This is a genomic window from Actinoplanes sp. NPDC051470 (assembly GCF_040682035.1).
In the GTDB taxonomy this organism is placed as follows: Bacteria; Actinomycetota; Actinomycetes; order Mycobacteriales; family Micromonosporaceae; genus Actinoplanes.
Window position 1 is genome coordinate 68,916 of sequence record NZ_JBFBAA010000031.1, and the last position, 14,351, is coordinate 83,266.

A 14,351-nucleotide genomic window follows, 5' to 3' on the forward strand; every position below is an offset into this window, starting at 1 on the left:
CGGACCGGTCGCACACCTTCCCCGGCCGCTTCCGCTGGAAGAGTGCGGCGACCTAATGACCCGCCCCCTGCAATGGCGAGCTCCGTCTAGTCAGCGCCCTTCGCCTTCGCTCCGGCGGACCCTCTTGGCGTGGCCTTCGTTTGGCGTGGCTCGAGGGCGGCCGCAATGATGGCGGGTGTCAGCGCCGTCCCGCCAATGTGGATGGCCGGGCGTTCAAGCTGGATGCCTTGAGGGTGACCACGCACGCAGAATGAAGGGTGCGCGGCTCTGTTCTGGACGCGCCAGCGGCCAAGAGCCGCGTGGCCGGCCTCGGCGGGAGCTGCGGTCTGCACCACCCACCGAGATACGACATGAAGCCCTTGATCTTGATTTGGGGTGGGAGGAAGCGGGTCTGCTTGATCTTGATGTTGGGGAACGCTACGCATCTGGCTTGGAGGACGTCGAGCTTTCGCGGATTCGGAGTTCGGCGGGGAAGACGACCCGCCAATGTGGGGCGAGGGTGCGGTTGACCAGGGCGCGGGTGGCCGCCGCGGCCATTTCCTCGACCGGCTGATGGACCGACGTCAGCGCCGGCGTGAGGCTGCTGGCGATGATGCAGTTGTCGAAGCCCACCACCGCGACGTCGTGGGGGACCCGGCGGCCCAGGTGGGACAGGGCGCGAACCACCCCGGTGGCCATCAGGTCGCAGCCGGCCACGATGGCGTCGATGGTGGGCTCCTCGGCGAGCAGGCGCTGGGTCAGCTCGTAACCGGCCTCGGGACGGAACTTGCCGATGGCCGAGATGTCGGGGAGGCCGAGGTCGCGGACGGCGCGGCCGTAGCCCTCTCGCCTGGCGTCGGCGCACGGGTTGCCCTCCTGGCCGTGGACCGCGGCGATCCGGCGGCGGCCGGTCTCGTGCAGGTGGCGGGCCGCATGTTCCAGGCCGGCGGCGTTCTCCATGTCGACATAGGGCACCCGCGGCGCGGACGGGCCCATCGTCACCACCCGGTCGCAGCGGGCGTAGAAGTCGGCGGCGAGCTTGGGGGAGACGTTCAGCAGCAGCACGCCCAGGCTGACCGTGTCGGCGATGGTCGCGAGCAGGGACGGTGCGCCGGCCTCGTCGATCACGTGCACTCGGAGCTGGGCGTTGCCGCCGGCCAGCTCGAGCAGGACGCCGGCCGTCACCCGGCCGTAGTACGGGTTGCGGCCGAAGCAGGAGGCGTCGTCGACCACGACCAGCTCGATCACGTCGCCGTGGCCGGAGGCGAGCGCGCGGGCGACCGGGTCGGGCCGCCAGCCCAGCCGTTCGATCACCCGGCGGACGTGCTCGCGGGTCTCGGGCGCCACCCCGGGCGCGTCGTTGACCACCCGGGAGACCGCCGCCTTGGACACACCCGCGGCCGCCGCGACATCGGCCAGCGTCGACCTCTTCGTCGGCATCCGGCCACTATAGGGACACCGTCTCCCGCTCGCGCTCCCTTTTGTTAGCCGCCAGGCTGGTCGCGGTGACGGTGGCCAAGGTCACCACGATCACGCCCAGGGAGAGTGGGGTCGGGATGTCCGGGACCCACGACCAGACCGTGTGGGCCCAGTGCAGCACGAGCTTGATGCCGATGAAGGCGAGGATCACGCCGAGGCCGTAGTTCAGGTGGCGCAGCTTCTCCAGGACATTGCGGAGTACGAAGTAGAGCGCCCGCAGGCCGAGCAGCGCGAACGCGTTGGTGGCGAAGACCAGGTACGGGTCGTCGGTCACGCCGTACACGGCCGGCACCGAGTCGACCGCGAACACGATGTCGGTCATGAAGACGGCCACCACGACCAGGGCCATCGGGGTCAGGGCCCGCTTGCCGTGCTCGACGATCGTGAGCCGGGCGCCGTGGAACCGGGTGGTCACCGGCATCATCCGGCGCAGCAGCTTCACGCTGCGCATCGAGTCGATGTCGACCTCCTGCTGGTGGCCGGACATCGCGTCCCGGATCACCCGGATCGCGGTCACCAGCAGCACCCCGCCGAACAGCAGGAACGCCCACGTGCCGGAGCTGATCACGGCGGCGCCGAGCGCAATGAAGACGGCCCGCAGCACCAAGGCGCCGGCGATGCCGTAGAGCAGCACCCGCTGGGCGAGCTGCTTCGGCACGGCGAACGCGGTGAGCAGCAGCATGAAGACGAACAGGTTGTCGACCGACAGGGATTTCTCCACCACCCAGCCGGTGCCGAACTCGAGCGCCGCGTCGCCGCCGTACAGCGGCCACAACAGCAGCGCGAACAGCACCGGCAGGGCGAGGTAGAAGACGGTCCAGCCGACCGCCTCGCGCATCGGCACGTCGTGTGGGCGACGCGTGATGACGAAGTCGAAGATCAACAGGGCCAGCAGTACGGCGATGGTGATCGCCCAGAGCACGGGGGAGCCGATGGAATCCGGCACGGGAACAAGCCTCCTCAGACATGTGTCATCGTCTGAGGTCTCCCTCACCCGGCCCTGTGTGAGCCGAGCGACCGCCCGAGGCTCCCGCCCGAGGACCCGTACTGACCGGGACGATCTGTCGAGGTACTCCCCTCGGGCCGAACGCTATGTCACCTGCCTGGACGGAACCTGAGAAGGTTTTGCCGCGGTGTACAGCCAGGTAGTGAAGAGGCCGTCGAGTTGCCGCCCGGAGATCTTCTCGGCGTGGGCGATGAACATCGCGGTGGTGACGTTGCCGCCGCGGTTCTGCTGGGCCCAGGTGCGGAGGATGCGGAAGAACTTGGCGTCGCCGACGGCCAGCCGCAGGGCGTGCAGGGTCATCGCGCCACGGTCGTAGACGGCGCCGCTGAAGATGTTCGGCGCACCGGGGTCGGCCACCTTGATCTTCCAGAACGAGCTGGTGGCGGCCCGCGAGTAGGACTGGTCGAAGTTCTCCTGCGCGGTGCCGAGGCCCTCGTGCTCACTCCACAGCCATTCGGCGTACGACGCGAAGCCCTCGTTCAGCCAGATGTCGCTCCAGCGGGCGAGCGCGACGCTGTCGCCGTACCACTGGTGGGCCAGCTCGTGGACCACCACGCTGTCGCCGCCCTCCCGGTCGCCGAAGTCGCCGGGTGTGTAGATCGGCCGGCCCTGGGTCTCCAGCGCGTAACCCCACTCGCCCTGGGAGTCGACCAGGCCACCGGCGGCCTTGAACGGGTACGGCCCGAAGACGCCGGCCATGAACCGGAGGAACTCGGGCTCGCGGGCGAAGCTGGCCCGTGCGTTGGCCGCGAGCTCCGGGTCGAGCTTCGGGTCGATGGCGTCCAGGAAGAAGATCCCGTTCTTCCGGTACGTCGTCAGCCCGAACTCGCCGATCGAGGCGGTGGCCAGGTACGACGCCATCGGTTCGGGCTGCTCCCAGGTCCACGTGGTCCAACCGGAGCGGGTGCTGCGCCCGGCGAGCGTGCCGTTCGAGATGGCCTCCAGGCCCTTCGGGGCGGTCACCTTGATCGTGTACGAGGCCTTGTCCAGCGGGTGGTCGTTGGACGGGAACCAGGCGGCGGCCACGTCCGGCTCGCCGAGGATCACCACGCCGTCGTCGGTGGTGAAGGCGCCGCCGTCGCCGAGATCGGGGTCGACGATCTTCTTCGGGATGCCGTCGTAGGTGACCTTGGTGATGAACGCGGTGTTCCTGCGCAGCGAGCGGCGCGGGGTGACGGTCAGCTCCTGGCCGGCCCGGGACCACCGGGCCGGGTGGCCGTCGACCGTGACGGCCCGGATGGTCATCCCGTCGAAGTCGAGGTTGAACGAGGTCAGGCTCTCGGTGGCCCGGGCGCGGATGGTCGTGACGCCGGTCAGGACGTCGGTCTCCGGCGCGTACCGGACGTCGAGGTCGTAGTGCTTGGCGTCGTAGCCGCCGTTGCCGTCGAGCGGGAAGTAGGGATCGCCGAGGCCGGCGGCGCCGGGGTGTGCGGCCGGCGCGGCCGAGACCGGGCTCGCCGCCAACGTCACCGACAGGAGGACCGAGGTGAGGACCGCCGCTCTGCGCATCATCTCGGCAACCTAGCAGGCCCGGGCGGCTAGGCGGGGAGGCTTCTCCGCATGAGGATGGGCAGCTCGCGGGTCTGGTCGGGCAGGGCGGCCCGGGCCTCGTCGGCCGGTGGCGCGGCCGCCGTGACCTCGGCGCGCAGGGAGCGGACGGCGGCGGTCGCCACGTCGGCCGCGCGCCACGCGTCGGCCTCGGCGTCGAGCGCCACACGATGTTGTTCCCAGCGGTGCTGGACGGCGGCCTTGGCGATGACCAGCTCTTGCTCGACCGGGTGCAGCTCGGGGTTCCAGCCCTGGCGGTGGAGCAGGGCGTCGAGCAGCTGCTCGTCGGAGAGGTCGCCACGCCGGTGGGCCGCCTGGACCGCGCGCCGCAGCGCCTTGGCCCGTTCCGGGTGGGAGACCGAGTCGAGAGAGGAGTACGCGGCCGCGCGTCGAGCCCGGGTCAGCGCCAGGTCAGCGTCCTGATAGGCCTGCCAGGTCTCGGCCACCCGCTCCTGCGCCTGCTGGCACTCGGCGCGACGCCGCTCGGCCGTGCCGACCGCGCCGCCGGCCGCCACCGCGACCTCTTCGGCCCACCGGATCTTCTCGGCCGCCTCGGCGGCCCGGCGATTCTCGGCCGCGCGCCGCTGTTCGGCCCGGATGGTCAGCCAGACGGTGAGCTGGCGGGGCCGCCGGACATGCTTCGGCAGGGCCAGCCCGGCCAGCGCGACGGCGCCGGCGAGCGACAACAGAATTCCGATGGTGATGACGGACTGCACGCACAGATCCCTTGTCCTCGATGGTCAGGGGCAGCCCCCAACCTATCGACGCGGGCCGGGATCGGCGACTTCTAGGTCACCTTGAGGTCGCGCATGCGGCGGATCTCACTGGTCTGCTCGACCGCCATCTCGTTGGCGATCTCGTTCACCCGCTGATCGGAACCGCCCTTGAGTACGTCGCCGGCCATCACCCGGGCGCCCTCGTGGTGTGCGGTCATCATGGTCACGAACCGCTTGTCGAAATCGGCGCCCCTGGCCGCGGTGAGCGCGGCGATCGCGGCATCGGTCTGCATGCCGGGCATGGTCGCGTGGTTGTGGGCCGGGTTGTTCTCGGGCAGGCGGCGTTCCTCGAGCCAGGCCTCGAGCACGTTGATCTCGATCTTCTGGGCGATGCTCATCCGCTCGGCCAGATTGCGCACCTGCACATTGCCGGCCCGCTGGGGCGCCAGGTCGGCCATCGCGATGGCCTGCCGGTGGTGGGCAATCATCATCTGCACGAACGCCGTATCCACCGCGTTGTAGGTGGAAGCGTCCAGCGGCGCGACCTGATCGCTGTCGGTGACCTTGGCCGACTCGCCCGGTTTCCCGGGAACGATGACCGTGGCCGGCGGCCCGCTGTGACTCGCTTGTGGACGCGCTGTGCTGGCGGAACGCTCCCCACCGGAACGGGCCAGGGCAATGGCGCCGGTCGTGACCAGGAGCGCCACGACAACCCCGCCCAGGGTCAGCCAACGGCGTCTGTCCATCTGCACCCCTCGTAACGAATAGCGTCTATAGAAAAAGTCGATCGAGCACTATCGTAGCGACGAAGGTGAGTGATACCGGCGTCACGTTCCGCGAGAAGTGGGCGCCGCCGGTTCACTTCTCGAAGCCGGAAGGATGCCCATGACCCACTCTGCCCCACGAGGGCGGCAGCTCAGAAGGCTGGCAGCCCTGAGCACGGCAACCGTCGTGCTGAGCCTGCTGGTCGCGCCGTTCAGCGCTGCCGCGGCCGAGTCGGACACCCCTGGGGTGGACGAGATCCGCAGCAGCCCCAACCTCACGCAGGCCGCGAACATCCCGAAGCAGGCCCCGTTCAACACCACCAGCGCGCTCAACAGCGACTGGGCCTTCCAGGGGAAGTACGCCTACGGCGGTAACTACAACGGATTCACCGTGTACGACATCAGCCGGCCGAAGCAGCCGACGGTCGCGGCCGTCGTGGTCTGCCCCGGCTCGCAGAACGACATCTCGGTCCAGGGGAAGCTGCTCTTCCTCGGCACCGACTCGCAGCGGTCGGACAACTCCTGCAACAGCACGTCGGTCCCGGCGGACGCCCCGGCCGACGCGCGGTGGGAGGGTGTCAAGATCTTCGACATCACCAACCCGGTCAGCCCGCAGTACGTGGCCGCGGTGAAGACCGACTGCGGCTCGCACACGCAGACGCTGATCCCGGGCAAGGCCGGCGACCCCAACGTCTACATCTACGTGCAGTCGTACAACCTGTCGCGGGCCAGCGTGGCGAACTGCGCGCTGCCGCACGACAAGATCTCGGTCATCAAGGTGCCGAAGAACAACCCGGCCGGCGCGCGTGTCGTGTCGACGCCGATCCTGTTCCCGGAGGGTGGCAACCCGGCCGGCAACGCCACGTCGGAGACGACCGGTTGCCACGACATCACCGCGTACCCCGAGAAGGACATCGCGGCCGGCGCCTGCATGGGTGACGGCGTCCTGATCGACATCGCCGACCGGGCCAACCCGAAGGTGATCACCGCGGTCCGTGACACCGAGAACTTCGCCTTCTGGCACTCGGCCACCTTCAACAACGACGCCACCAAGGTCGTCTTCACCGACGAGCTGGGCGGCGGCGGTGGCGCCGAGTGCACCGAGGCGGTCAGCTCGGACCACGGCGCCGACGCGATCTACGACATCGTGGGCAGCGGGGCGAACCGCAAGCTCAAGTTCCGCAGCTACTTCAAGATCCCGCGGATCAACACGGCCACCGAGAACTGCGTGGCGCACAACGGCTCGCTCATCCCGGTCCCCGGCCGCGACATCATGGTCCAGGCCTGGTACCAGGGCGGCATCTCGGTGTGGGACTTCACCAACTCCCGCAACCCCAAGGAGATCGCCTACTGGGAGCGTGGTCCGCTGAGCGACACCGCGCTGCAGATCGGCGGCTCCTGGTCGGCGTACTGGTACAACGGCTACATCTACTCCAGCGACATCCAGAAGGGCCTGGACGTCCTGGACCTGGTGGACCCGAAGACCGACCCGGCCAAGAACGCGCGTACGAACCGGTTCAACGCGCAGAGCCAGACGAGCTTCTCCTCCTGGTGAGGTTCGCCTGACCGCGATGTGATCTAAAAAGAAGGCCCGGAGTCCGCTCCGGGCCTTCTTCGCGGATTTGTAAGGGTAGCCTTACCGGATCCTCTGTTAGGAAGTGGTGTTGATGCCGAACAGGCCTTCCCGACCGGCCACCACCGGTGTGGTCACCCGGGTGGATCAGCTCACCCCGCACATGATCCGGGTCGTGATCGGCGGCGACGGGCTGGCCGGCGTGGCCGCGGGCGAGTTCACCGACCACTACGTCAAGATCTTCTTCCCACAGGCCGGCGTGAGCTATCCCGAGCCGTTCAACATGGGCGAGATCCGCGAGACGATGCCGCGGGAGGCCTGGCCCGTCGTGCGGACGTACACGATCCGCAAATGGGTTCCCGAGCTGCCCGAGATCTGGATCGACTTCGTGGTGCACGGCGACGCCGGCATCGCGGGACCGTGGGCGGCCCAGGCCAAGCCCGGCGACGTGGTGCGGTTCATGGGCCCCGGCGGGGGCTACGCGCCCGATCCGGAGGCCGGCTGGCACCTGCTGGCCGGGGACGAGAGCGCCCTGCCCGCGATCGGCGCCGCCCTGGAGGGCATGCCCGCGGGTGCCAAGGCGCACGTCTTCGTCGAGGTCACCGACGAGGCCGAGGAGCAGAAGCTGGACACGGCGGCCGACGCCGAGATCACCTGGCTGCACCGCGGCGACCGGCCGCCCGGCAGCGAGCTGGTCCCCGCCGTGCGCGCGCTGCCGTTCCCGGAGGGCACGCTGCACGCGTTCGTGCACGGCGAGGCCGGCTTCGTCAAGGACCTGCGCGCCTACCTGCGGGTGGAGCGCCAGATCCCGATGGCCCAGCTGTCCATCTCCGGCTACTGGCGCAACGGCCTGAACGAGGACGGCTGGCAGTCGAGCAAGCGCGAATGGAACCAGCAGGTCGAGCAGGAGCAGGAGCAGACTCAGCAGTAGCCCAGCGTCACGGTCGCGCCGGCCTCGCCGGCCCGTGCCCCGCCTCACGAGCGATCGCCGCCACCCACCGGGGAATGGTGGTCATGACACGGCTTCGGGTGTGCCGGGGCCGGTGACCCAGATCTGGTAGAGGGAACGGGCGGCGGCGGCGCAGGCCTCGGTGTGTTCGTCGTCGATGATCAAGGGGCGGACCAGGGGGCGCAGGACGTTGGAGACGAAGTAGCGGGGGTGGTTGGTCTCCGGGTCGATGCCCTCTTCGAGGAGACCCAGTTCGGCGGCGCGTTTGATGTGGCGGGTGGCGTCGGGGTGGTCGTGGATGACGGTGACGGTCTCGGCCGGGATGGGCAGCTCGACGACGTTGACCTTGGCCAGCATCTTCCGCAGGTCGGGGGACTGGGAGCTGAGGAGGTTCTTGGCCAGGATGGTTTCCCGGCGGAACCGGTCGGCCTCGTTCTCGATGGCGGTGATCAGGCCGTCGATGTCGAGGGCGACGTCGGCGACGATCAGGTCGAGCCAGTCCAGCAGGCGGGGGTTGCCGGCCGCCACGTCGACGGAGCGTTGGCGGATGTCGGTGTCGAGGGGCGAACCGGGGCGCAGGTTGCGCAGGTTGGCGAGCTTCTTGGCCTGCTCGATGTCGGTGAGGGTCTCCAGCGACTCGACGACGACGCCGGTCCCGGCCGGGGTGGGGAACCGGTAGCGGCTGGTGATGATGACCCGGCTCGGACTGCCGGTCTCGCGGATGGCCTGGAGCAGCGCCGGCAGGATGCCGGACATCTCGGCCGAGAGAACGTACCCGCCGTCGCGCTCTTCGAGGTTGCCTTCCTCGAAGTCGTCGAACACGAACAGGCAGGGCGTCTGACCGAGCGGCCCGTCGACGTCGAGCAGGTGGCGCAGCCGGATGAGCAGCGGCGCCCGTTCGTTGTCGAGCAGCTTGGTCGCCTCGATCTGCAGGTCCATCGTGGGGAACGCGATCTTGGTGGTGAGTTCCCGGAACTTGGTCATGTCGACCCGTCCGTACCAGACGGCGCGCTTGTGGGTTGGCATCCGCTCGAGCAGCCGGGAGGCGAGGCTGCTCTTGCCGAGACCGCCCATGCCCTGCAGGACCAGGGCCTCGGCGCCGTCGGGCTGCTTGAGGGTGCGCAGGCAGCGTTGGATGACGCGGCGCCGGCCGACGAAGGTGGCACGGGAGGCGACCCGGGAGAGGCGGGTCTGCGGGTCGAGGAATTCCTGGTCGGCCGGGCGGACCTGCAGCCGCGCCCGCCCCCTGGTGTTCAGGGGCGTGACCATGGGGGCCAGCGGCGACCGGTCGGCGTACACGCGCAGCAGGTGCCAGTTGCCGCGCTTGCGGGCGAAGAGGTGGTGGCGGGCCTCGACGATCGCCCGGTCCAGGCGCTCCCCGTCGGCCAGCGCCCGGTAGAGCTCGGCGGCGAAGTCGGTCGCGGAGATGTCGCCGACCGGCAACGCCCAGCCCAGCACGGCCGGGGCGCCGGCCCGGATCAGGCTCTCGCTCATCGAGGGGAACGTGCCGCCGTCCGGAGCGTTGCCGGTGAGGCAGCCGGAGACGAAGATCAGCCGGGGCCAGTGCCCGGCCATGGCCTGCGCGATCTGGTCGGCGGTGGCGAAGGAGAGCCCGCCGACCTCGTTCTCCACCAGGAAGGTGGGCCGGCCGTCCTCGCCGATGGTGGCGTGGCCGCTCAGATGCAGGACGTCGAAGTAGCCCTCGCCGTAGTCGCGGTTGAGGAAGCGGAGCCCGTCGAGCGTGCCGCTCTCCTCGACGACCAGATCGGTGCCCGTACGAGTGGTGGCGGCCAGGATCGCGGCCTCTTCCCCTTCGTAGTTGAGCACCGGCTGGACACCCTCGGGCGAGGTGGCCATGAACAACACCCGCAGCGGCCGGTTACCCGGGCTGACCAGCCCGGAGAGCGCGGCGTTGGTGCCGATCGCCCGCACCGGCAGCAGCGGCGACGGCCCGGCCGTGGTCAGGTAGGCGCCATCCTTGGCCAGCAGTTCCCAGGGCAGGTGCCGGAGCCGTTCCGCCGCGGTGATCCGCAGGGTGCTGCCGGGCGGGGCGCCCAGGATCGAGGCCAGCCACCGCTCGTCGCCGTCGAGGAAGCCGTACAGCTTCGAACCGAGCTCCACCAGCTGCGGCGAGCCGAACATCCGCTGCGCGACGGCGTGCTCGCTGTAGTCACGGTCCACCATCGCGACCAGCTCGTCGATGGCCGCCTTGTCCAGGCCCCGCGTCCGCGGCGGTCCTTCCGCGCTGGACAGGCGCAGCTCGCAGTAGCTCGAGGTCTGTTCGAAGATCTCCAGCTCGTACGTCTTCATCTCGCTCACCACGGTTCGTCTCCGCCTTCAGCGTTGCCGCGACCCGACGGTTTCTGACGGACGGCAGTCAGTGGATCAGGGCCGGCAGCACGAACAGCATCGTCGATGACCAGGTGATGTGGGTCAGGATCGGGCCGAGGACGCCGCCCGAGGCGCGTCGCTGCAGGCCCAGCACGAGGCCGAGCAGCGCGGCCGCGAAGACCAGCATCGGGTTCAGGGTCACGACCGTCGCGGCGGCGTAGATCACGGTCGAGACGAGTACGGCGTGCCGGCGGCCGATCGCCGCGAACAGCGCGCCCCGGAAGAACAGCTCCTCCGCCACCCCGTTCAGCACGGTGACCAGCAGGACCGGGATGAGGGCGCCTTCGCGGGCATGCGCCAGCACGTCGTTGACCGAGTCGCGCAGCGACGGCAGCTCACGCACGACCAGGGCTCCGACCACGAAGACGCCGGCCGCGATCAGCCCGGTCGCGATGGGTACGAGGATCGGGCGGCGCAGCCGGTTCCGGAACGGGATGCGACCCAGGTGCAGTGGGCCGGAGAGCAGCGCCCCGGCGGTCCACGTCGCCGCCACGGCGAGGGTCAACGGGTAGAAGCGCGCGTCGCCGGGCCGGATCGACAGCGAGACGCCCAGGAGGACCGCGCCGACGATGAGCGTCACGGCGGCCACCACGCGACGGCGGAGGAACGCGCGGTCGGTCTGGGCGTGGTCGCGCTCGACGCGGTCGATCAGCAACGGCGAGACCACGCGGCTCATCCAGCTCACGATCAGCAGATACCCACGATGGTGACGGTTATCCGAGCTGCCCGAACACCGGCCAGAAAGGCGCGGTGTACGCCGAAAGGCCTCCCGGAACGATCCGGGAGGCCTTTTCGACAAGCCTGGAATCAGGCCCAGAAAACGTAGATCGCGCCGTACTTGACCGCCTTGGTGGCGCCGTCCGTGCAGGCGCCGGCGGGAGCCGTGCCGCCGGTGGTGCGGAGGCGCTGGATGTAGTTGGCCTTGGTGAGGATGCCGGTGTTGCCGCTGTGACCGTTCACCTGGAGCAGGAGCTGCGGGATGGCGCCGGTCACCGCGGACTCGCCGATCTTGGCGGCGGTGATGATCGAGCCGTCGCGCTTCTGCTCCCAGGTCGGGCCCTTGTAGTGGTGGATCTGGCCGACCGACCCGGACAGCTGGGCCTCGGGCACCGACGAGCCGGTGAAGACGCCGCCCGTGCAGGTATAGGTCTGGGTGCCGCTGGTCACGGCGGCGTAGCCGATGAACCGGGAACCGGCCGGCGGCCGGATGGCGGCGGGAATGCCGCGCGAGCGGAACTCGGCGCCGGCGGCTGATGCGCCGGCGGCGGAAGCGCCGGCGGCGGCCGAGGCGTCGGCGGAGTTCTCCGCGGCCGAGGCGTTGAAGGTGACGGCGCCGAGGCCGGCGACGACGGCTGCGGCGGCGGCGATGGTCACGAGGCGGAGACGGGTGCGCGTACGGGACATGAAACTGGGCTCCTCCGTTTTGATGCCCATCAACCAATGGCGTTGACGGACGTGTATGCCCCCCTGGATACGAACCGGTTCGGGAAAAGGTTCAAGGAAATGGTGAACGGCAGCCCAACTACTCCTTAGTAGTTTCTTCCATGAACAGATCCCTTTACTATTCCCGGAATACGCGGCCGTGCCGGAACCGTCGGCGACCACGCCGGCCGCGCGCGGTGACCATCAGGAAGACCGCCACGACCGCGACGAGTGACGCGCCGATCACCAGGGGCAGGCTCAGCCCGTACGGCAGTTCGTCGGCGGCCGGACGCAGCGCCGCCTTCGGGTGGGCCGGGGGCCGGGGCGCCGCAGCCTTCGCCACGGCCGGCGCACGCGAGGGGGCCACCACGGGCACGGGCCCGTCCCGGCCGATGATCCCGAGGATCCAGGTGGCCACGGTGTCGACGCGCCCGCTCCGGTCGGCCCCGGTGTGCGGGCACGTCGGCCCGCCGCTGACCACGCCGACCACCATGGCCGCGCCGGTCTTGTCCTTGACGAAGTAGGGCCCGCCGGAATCGTGCGGGCAGGGGCTCGTGTCGGAACGCGGCGCCTTGCCCGACATGCCGAGGACGTACTTGTCCACCGACGTGATCGTGAACTGGCCGGTCTGCAGGTGTTCCGTGGTGTCCGATTCGTCGCCGTCGATCAGCCCGAATCCGATGAGGCGTACGCGAGTGCCGTTCCGGGGCTTGCTCCGGTTGAGCCGCAGCGGCGTGATGTCGCGGATGTCCCGGTCGAGCTTGGCCAGGGCGACATCGGCGACCTTCGACTGACGTACGGCGATCACCTTGGCCTCCTGGCCCGCCGAGCCGGTGAGGTCGGCGCGGCCGATCGTGGCGACCGTACGCTTCGCGACCGGCTTGGCGACCCGGCGACCGCGCGCGTCCTTGAAGCAGTGACCGGCGGTGAGCACCCAGCGTGCGTTGATGAGGCCGCCCGAGCAGGAGGAATCGCGGGTCCCGCCACCCGCCTGAGGGAGGTCGACCATGGTCAGTTTGACCGAGAAGGGATAGTCGCCGTCGCCGGCGTCCTCACCGTTGGCAATGGCGTACGCGGGAGTGGCGCCGCTGAACCCGGCAGCGCCAATCACGCTGAGTATGCCAACCGTCAACCCGAGTGACAGTCGTTTTCTCCATCGCACGGCCAGATCATGCAACACGTAGGCAATCCATTCAGGACATCGACCGCCGTGCCCAATTGGTGTTGACTGGAGCCCGCGTAATCAATTCGGCACGGTGAGTGAGGTGGGCGCGGCGATGGACACGATGGCCGATGCGTTACGGGCGGCCGCCGGACCGGAACTGTTCCATCGGAACGCGTTCCGGATCACCGGTCTGCCCACCACCGCCGATCGCATCGCGGTCCACCGGCGGCACGAGCAGGCGTCGGTCGCCGGGCACCCGGCCGACGTCGATCCGGCCGACGTACGCGACGCCTGCGAACGCCTCCTGGAAGACCCGCGGCGCCGGCTGATCGACGAGCTCTTCTGGCTCTGGGAAGTCCCCGGCGGCGGGTGCGAATGCGCCACGTCACTTCACGAGCAGCACGACCGGGCAGTGATCATGTACGGCCGCGCCCTGGATCGTGAACTTCGTGACGACTCCGACGACGCCGCCCAGGAGCACCTGTGGTCCGACGCCTCCCGGCGCTGGGACGCGCTGCTGCGCGACGAGGGTCTCTACGAGCATCTGCTGCACCGGGTGCGCGCGCTCGACAACGCGCGGCTGCCCGAGACCGTGGTCGACGAGATCCGGGCCGGCCTGCCCGCCACGCTGCTCCAGCCGCTGGTCATGGTGGCCGTCGCCGCCAAGGATCCGGCGCGCGCCGCCCGTTTCGCCAGGAACTGGCCGGGCCGGCCCGAGCTCGCCGAAGACCTGCTCGCGCGTACCGCTGATCCGCTCTACGGCGAGGTCGAAGCGGTGGCCGTCCGGGTCCGCGCGCTGCTCGAGGCCGGTGTGGTCGATTCCGCGATCGATGAGGCCAAGTCCGCGATGGGTACGCTGACGCGCCTGCGCGTCCTCCTGCCGGCGACCGAGCACCGCCGCACCGCACACACCTCCGAGCTGATCGCGGTCGCGTTCAACAACTGTGCCAGCCGGCTCTACGAGCAGTCCGGGCCGCTGGCCGACCGGTTCGCCGAGCTGTTCCCGGTCGCCGCCGAGCTCGCCGTCACGACGCACACCCGCCAGACCATCAGCGAGAACCGGCAGATCATCGGGGCGGCGGCCGATCAGCTGACCATGGGCGTACGCCTGGTCCGTCAGTTCGCCGATGCCGGCCAGCCGGTCGTGGCCGGCGAGGAGGCCGACCGCCTCCGCCGCGAGCTGGCCGAGATCCCCGGCGCGGTCGCCGAGATCGACCGCACCCTCGATGAGCTGCGGGAACGCCGCCGCCTGCCGGAGACCGCGGGCTCCAAGCTGGGCAGCTGGCTGATGGCCGCGGTGCTCATCACGGTCGTGCTGGCGGTCATCATGGTGCTGTACTTCCCGATCGGATGAGGTCC

The 14,351-nt window shown here is 69.8% G+C and carries 12 protein-coding genes; 3 read left to right on the forward strand and 9 right to left on the reverse strand.

Annotation, left to right across the window (positions count from 1 at the left end):
• Positions 1–417: 417 nt before the first annotated feature.
• From AB0M54_RS38055 to AB0M54_RS38075, 5 genes are all read right to left on the reverse strand, one after another.
• The gene (locus tag AB0M54_RS38055) at positions 418–1,419 is read right to left on the reverse strand and encodes a LacI family DNA-binding transcriptional regulator (RefSeq protein ID WP_364476780.1); all 1,002 of its coding nucleotides are present in this window, start codon (positions 1,417–1,419) and stop codon (positions 418–420) included.
• Between the two features lie 7 nt (positions 1,420–1,426).
• The gene (locus AB0M54_RS38060; RefSeq protein WP_364329565.1) at positions 1,427–2,404 is read right to left on the reverse strand and encodes a TerC/Alx family metal homeostasis membrane protein; all 978 of its coding nucleotides are present in this window, start codon (positions 2,402–2,404) and stop codon (positions 1,427–1,429) included.
• A gap of 144 nt (positions 2,405–2,548) precedes the next feature.
• Complete coding sequence (locus AB0M54_RS38065) at positions 2,549–3,973, reverse strand: M1 family metallopeptidase (RefSeq protein ID WP_364476830.1); 1,425 nt, start codon at positions 3,971–3,973, stop codon at positions 2,549–2,551.
• 29 nt (positions 3,974–4,002) lie between these two features.
• Positions 4,003–4,728: a hypothetical protein gene (locus AB0M54_RS38070; protein WP_364329562.1), complete on the reverse strand. Its 726-nt coding sequence runs from the start codon at positions 4,726–4,728 to the stop codon at positions 4,003–4,005.
• A gap of 71 nt (positions 4,729–4,799) precedes the next feature.
• Positions 4,800–5,474 carry a DUF305 domain-containing protein gene (locus AB0M54_RS38075; protein WP_364476782.1) on the reverse strand — a complete coding sequence of 225 codons (675 nt, stop codon included), beginning with the start codon at positions 5,472–5,474 and terminating at the stop codon, positions 4,800–4,802.
• A gap of 139 nt (positions 5,475–5,613) precedes the next feature.
• Here AB0M54_RS38075 and AB0M54_RS38080 point away from each other — a divergent pair, with 139 nt between their 5' ends.
• Both AB0M54_RS38080 and AB0M54_RS38085 read left to right on the forward strand, forming a co-directional pair.
• Positions 5,614–7,047 (forward strand): hypothetical protein, encoded by a 1,434-nt coding sequence (locus tag AB0M54_RS38080; protein ID WP_364329558.1) that lies wholly within the window; start codon positions 5,614–5,616, stop codon positions 7,045–7,047.
• A 112-nt stretch (positions 7,048–7,159) separates the two neighbouring features.
• On the forward strand, positions 7,160–7,996 hold the full coding sequence (locus tag AB0M54_RS38085; protein WP_364476784.1) for a siderophore-interacting protein: 837 nt from the start codon (positions 7,160–7,162) through the stop codon (positions 7,994–7,996).
• A gap of 81 nt (positions 7,997–8,077) precedes the next feature.
• Here the strand turns inward: AB0M54_RS38085 and AB0M54_RS38090 are convergent, their stop codons facing one another.
• The 4 genes from AB0M54_RS38090 to AB0M54_RS38105 all read right to left on the reverse strand — a co-directional run bounded on the left by AB0M54_RS38090 (position 8,078) and on the right by AB0M54_RS38105 (position 12,938).
• Positions 8,078–10,324: a CHAT domain-containing protein gene (locus AB0M54_RS38090; RefSeq protein ID WP_364476786.1), complete on the reverse strand. Its 2,247-nt coding sequence runs from the start codon at positions 10,322–10,324 to the stop codon at positions 8,078–8,080.
• A 67-nt stretch (positions 10,325–10,391) separates the two neighbouring features.
• Complete coding sequence (locus tag AB0M54_RS38095; RefSeq protein ID WP_364476788.1) at positions 10,392–11,081, reverse strand: CPBP family intramembrane glutamic endopeptidase; 690 nt, start codon at positions 11,079–11,081, stop codon at positions 10,392–10,394.
• Positions 11,082–11,212: 131 nt separating this feature from the next.
• Positions 11,213–11,809 carry a DUF3455 domain-containing protein gene (locus AB0M54_RS38100; protein WP_364476790.1) on the reverse strand — a complete coding sequence of 199 codons (597 nt, stop codon included), beginning with the start codon at positions 11,807–11,809 and terminating at the stop codon, positions 11,213–11,215.
• Positions 11,810–11,966: 157 nt separating this feature from the next.
• Positions 11,967–12,938 carry a trypsin-like serine protease gene (locus tag AB0M54_RS38105; RefSeq protein ID WP_364476792.1) on the reverse strand — a complete coding sequence of 324 codons (972 nt, stop codon included), beginning with the start codon at positions 12,936–12,938 and terminating at the stop codon, positions 11,967–11,969.
• A gap of 145 nt (positions 12,939–13,083) precedes the next feature.
• Here AB0M54_RS38105 and AB0M54_RS38110 point away from each other — a divergent pair, with 145 nt between their 5' ends.
• Entirely contained in the window at positions 13,084–14,346 is a 1,263-nt protein-coding gene (locus AB0M54_RS38110; RefSeq protein WP_364476794.1) for a hypothetical protein, read from the forward strand.
• The last annotated feature ends 5 nt before the right edge of the window (positions 14,347–14,351 follow it).

Coding starts and splice junctions, on each gene's coding strand:
- AB0M54_RS38085 (WP_364476784.1), top strand. CDS start 7,160: ATGCCGAACAGGCCTTCCCGACCGGCCACCACCGGTGTGGTCACCCGG.
- AB0M54_RS38065 (WP_364476830.1), bottom strand. CDS start 3,973: ATGCGCAGAGCGGCGGTCCTCACCTCGGTCCTCCTGTCGGTGACGTTG.
- AB0M54_RS38080 (WP_364329558.1), top strand. CDS start 5,614: ATGACCCACTCTGCCCCACGAGGGCGGCAGCTCAGAAGGCTGGCAGCC.
- AB0M54_RS38075 (WP_364476782.1), bottom strand. CDS start 5,474: ATGGACAGACGCCGTTGGCTGACCCTGGGCGGGGTTGTCGTGGCGCTC.
- AB0M54_RS38095 (WP_364476788.1), bottom strand. CDS start 11,081: ATGAGCCGCGTGGTCTCGCCGTTGCTGATCGACCGCGTCGAGCGCGAC.
- AB0M54_RS38090 (WP_364476786.1), bottom strand. CDS start 10,324: ATGAAGACGTACGAGCTGGAGATCTTCGAACAGACCTCGAGCTACTGC.
- AB0M54_RS38055 (WP_364476780.1), bottom strand. CDS start 1,419: ATGCCGACGAAGAGGTCGACGCTGGCCGATGTCGCGGCGGCCGCGGGT.
- AB0M54_RS38100 (WP_364476790.1), bottom strand. CDS start 11,809: ATGTCCCGTACGCGCACCCGTCTCCGCCTCGTGACCATCGCCGCCGCC.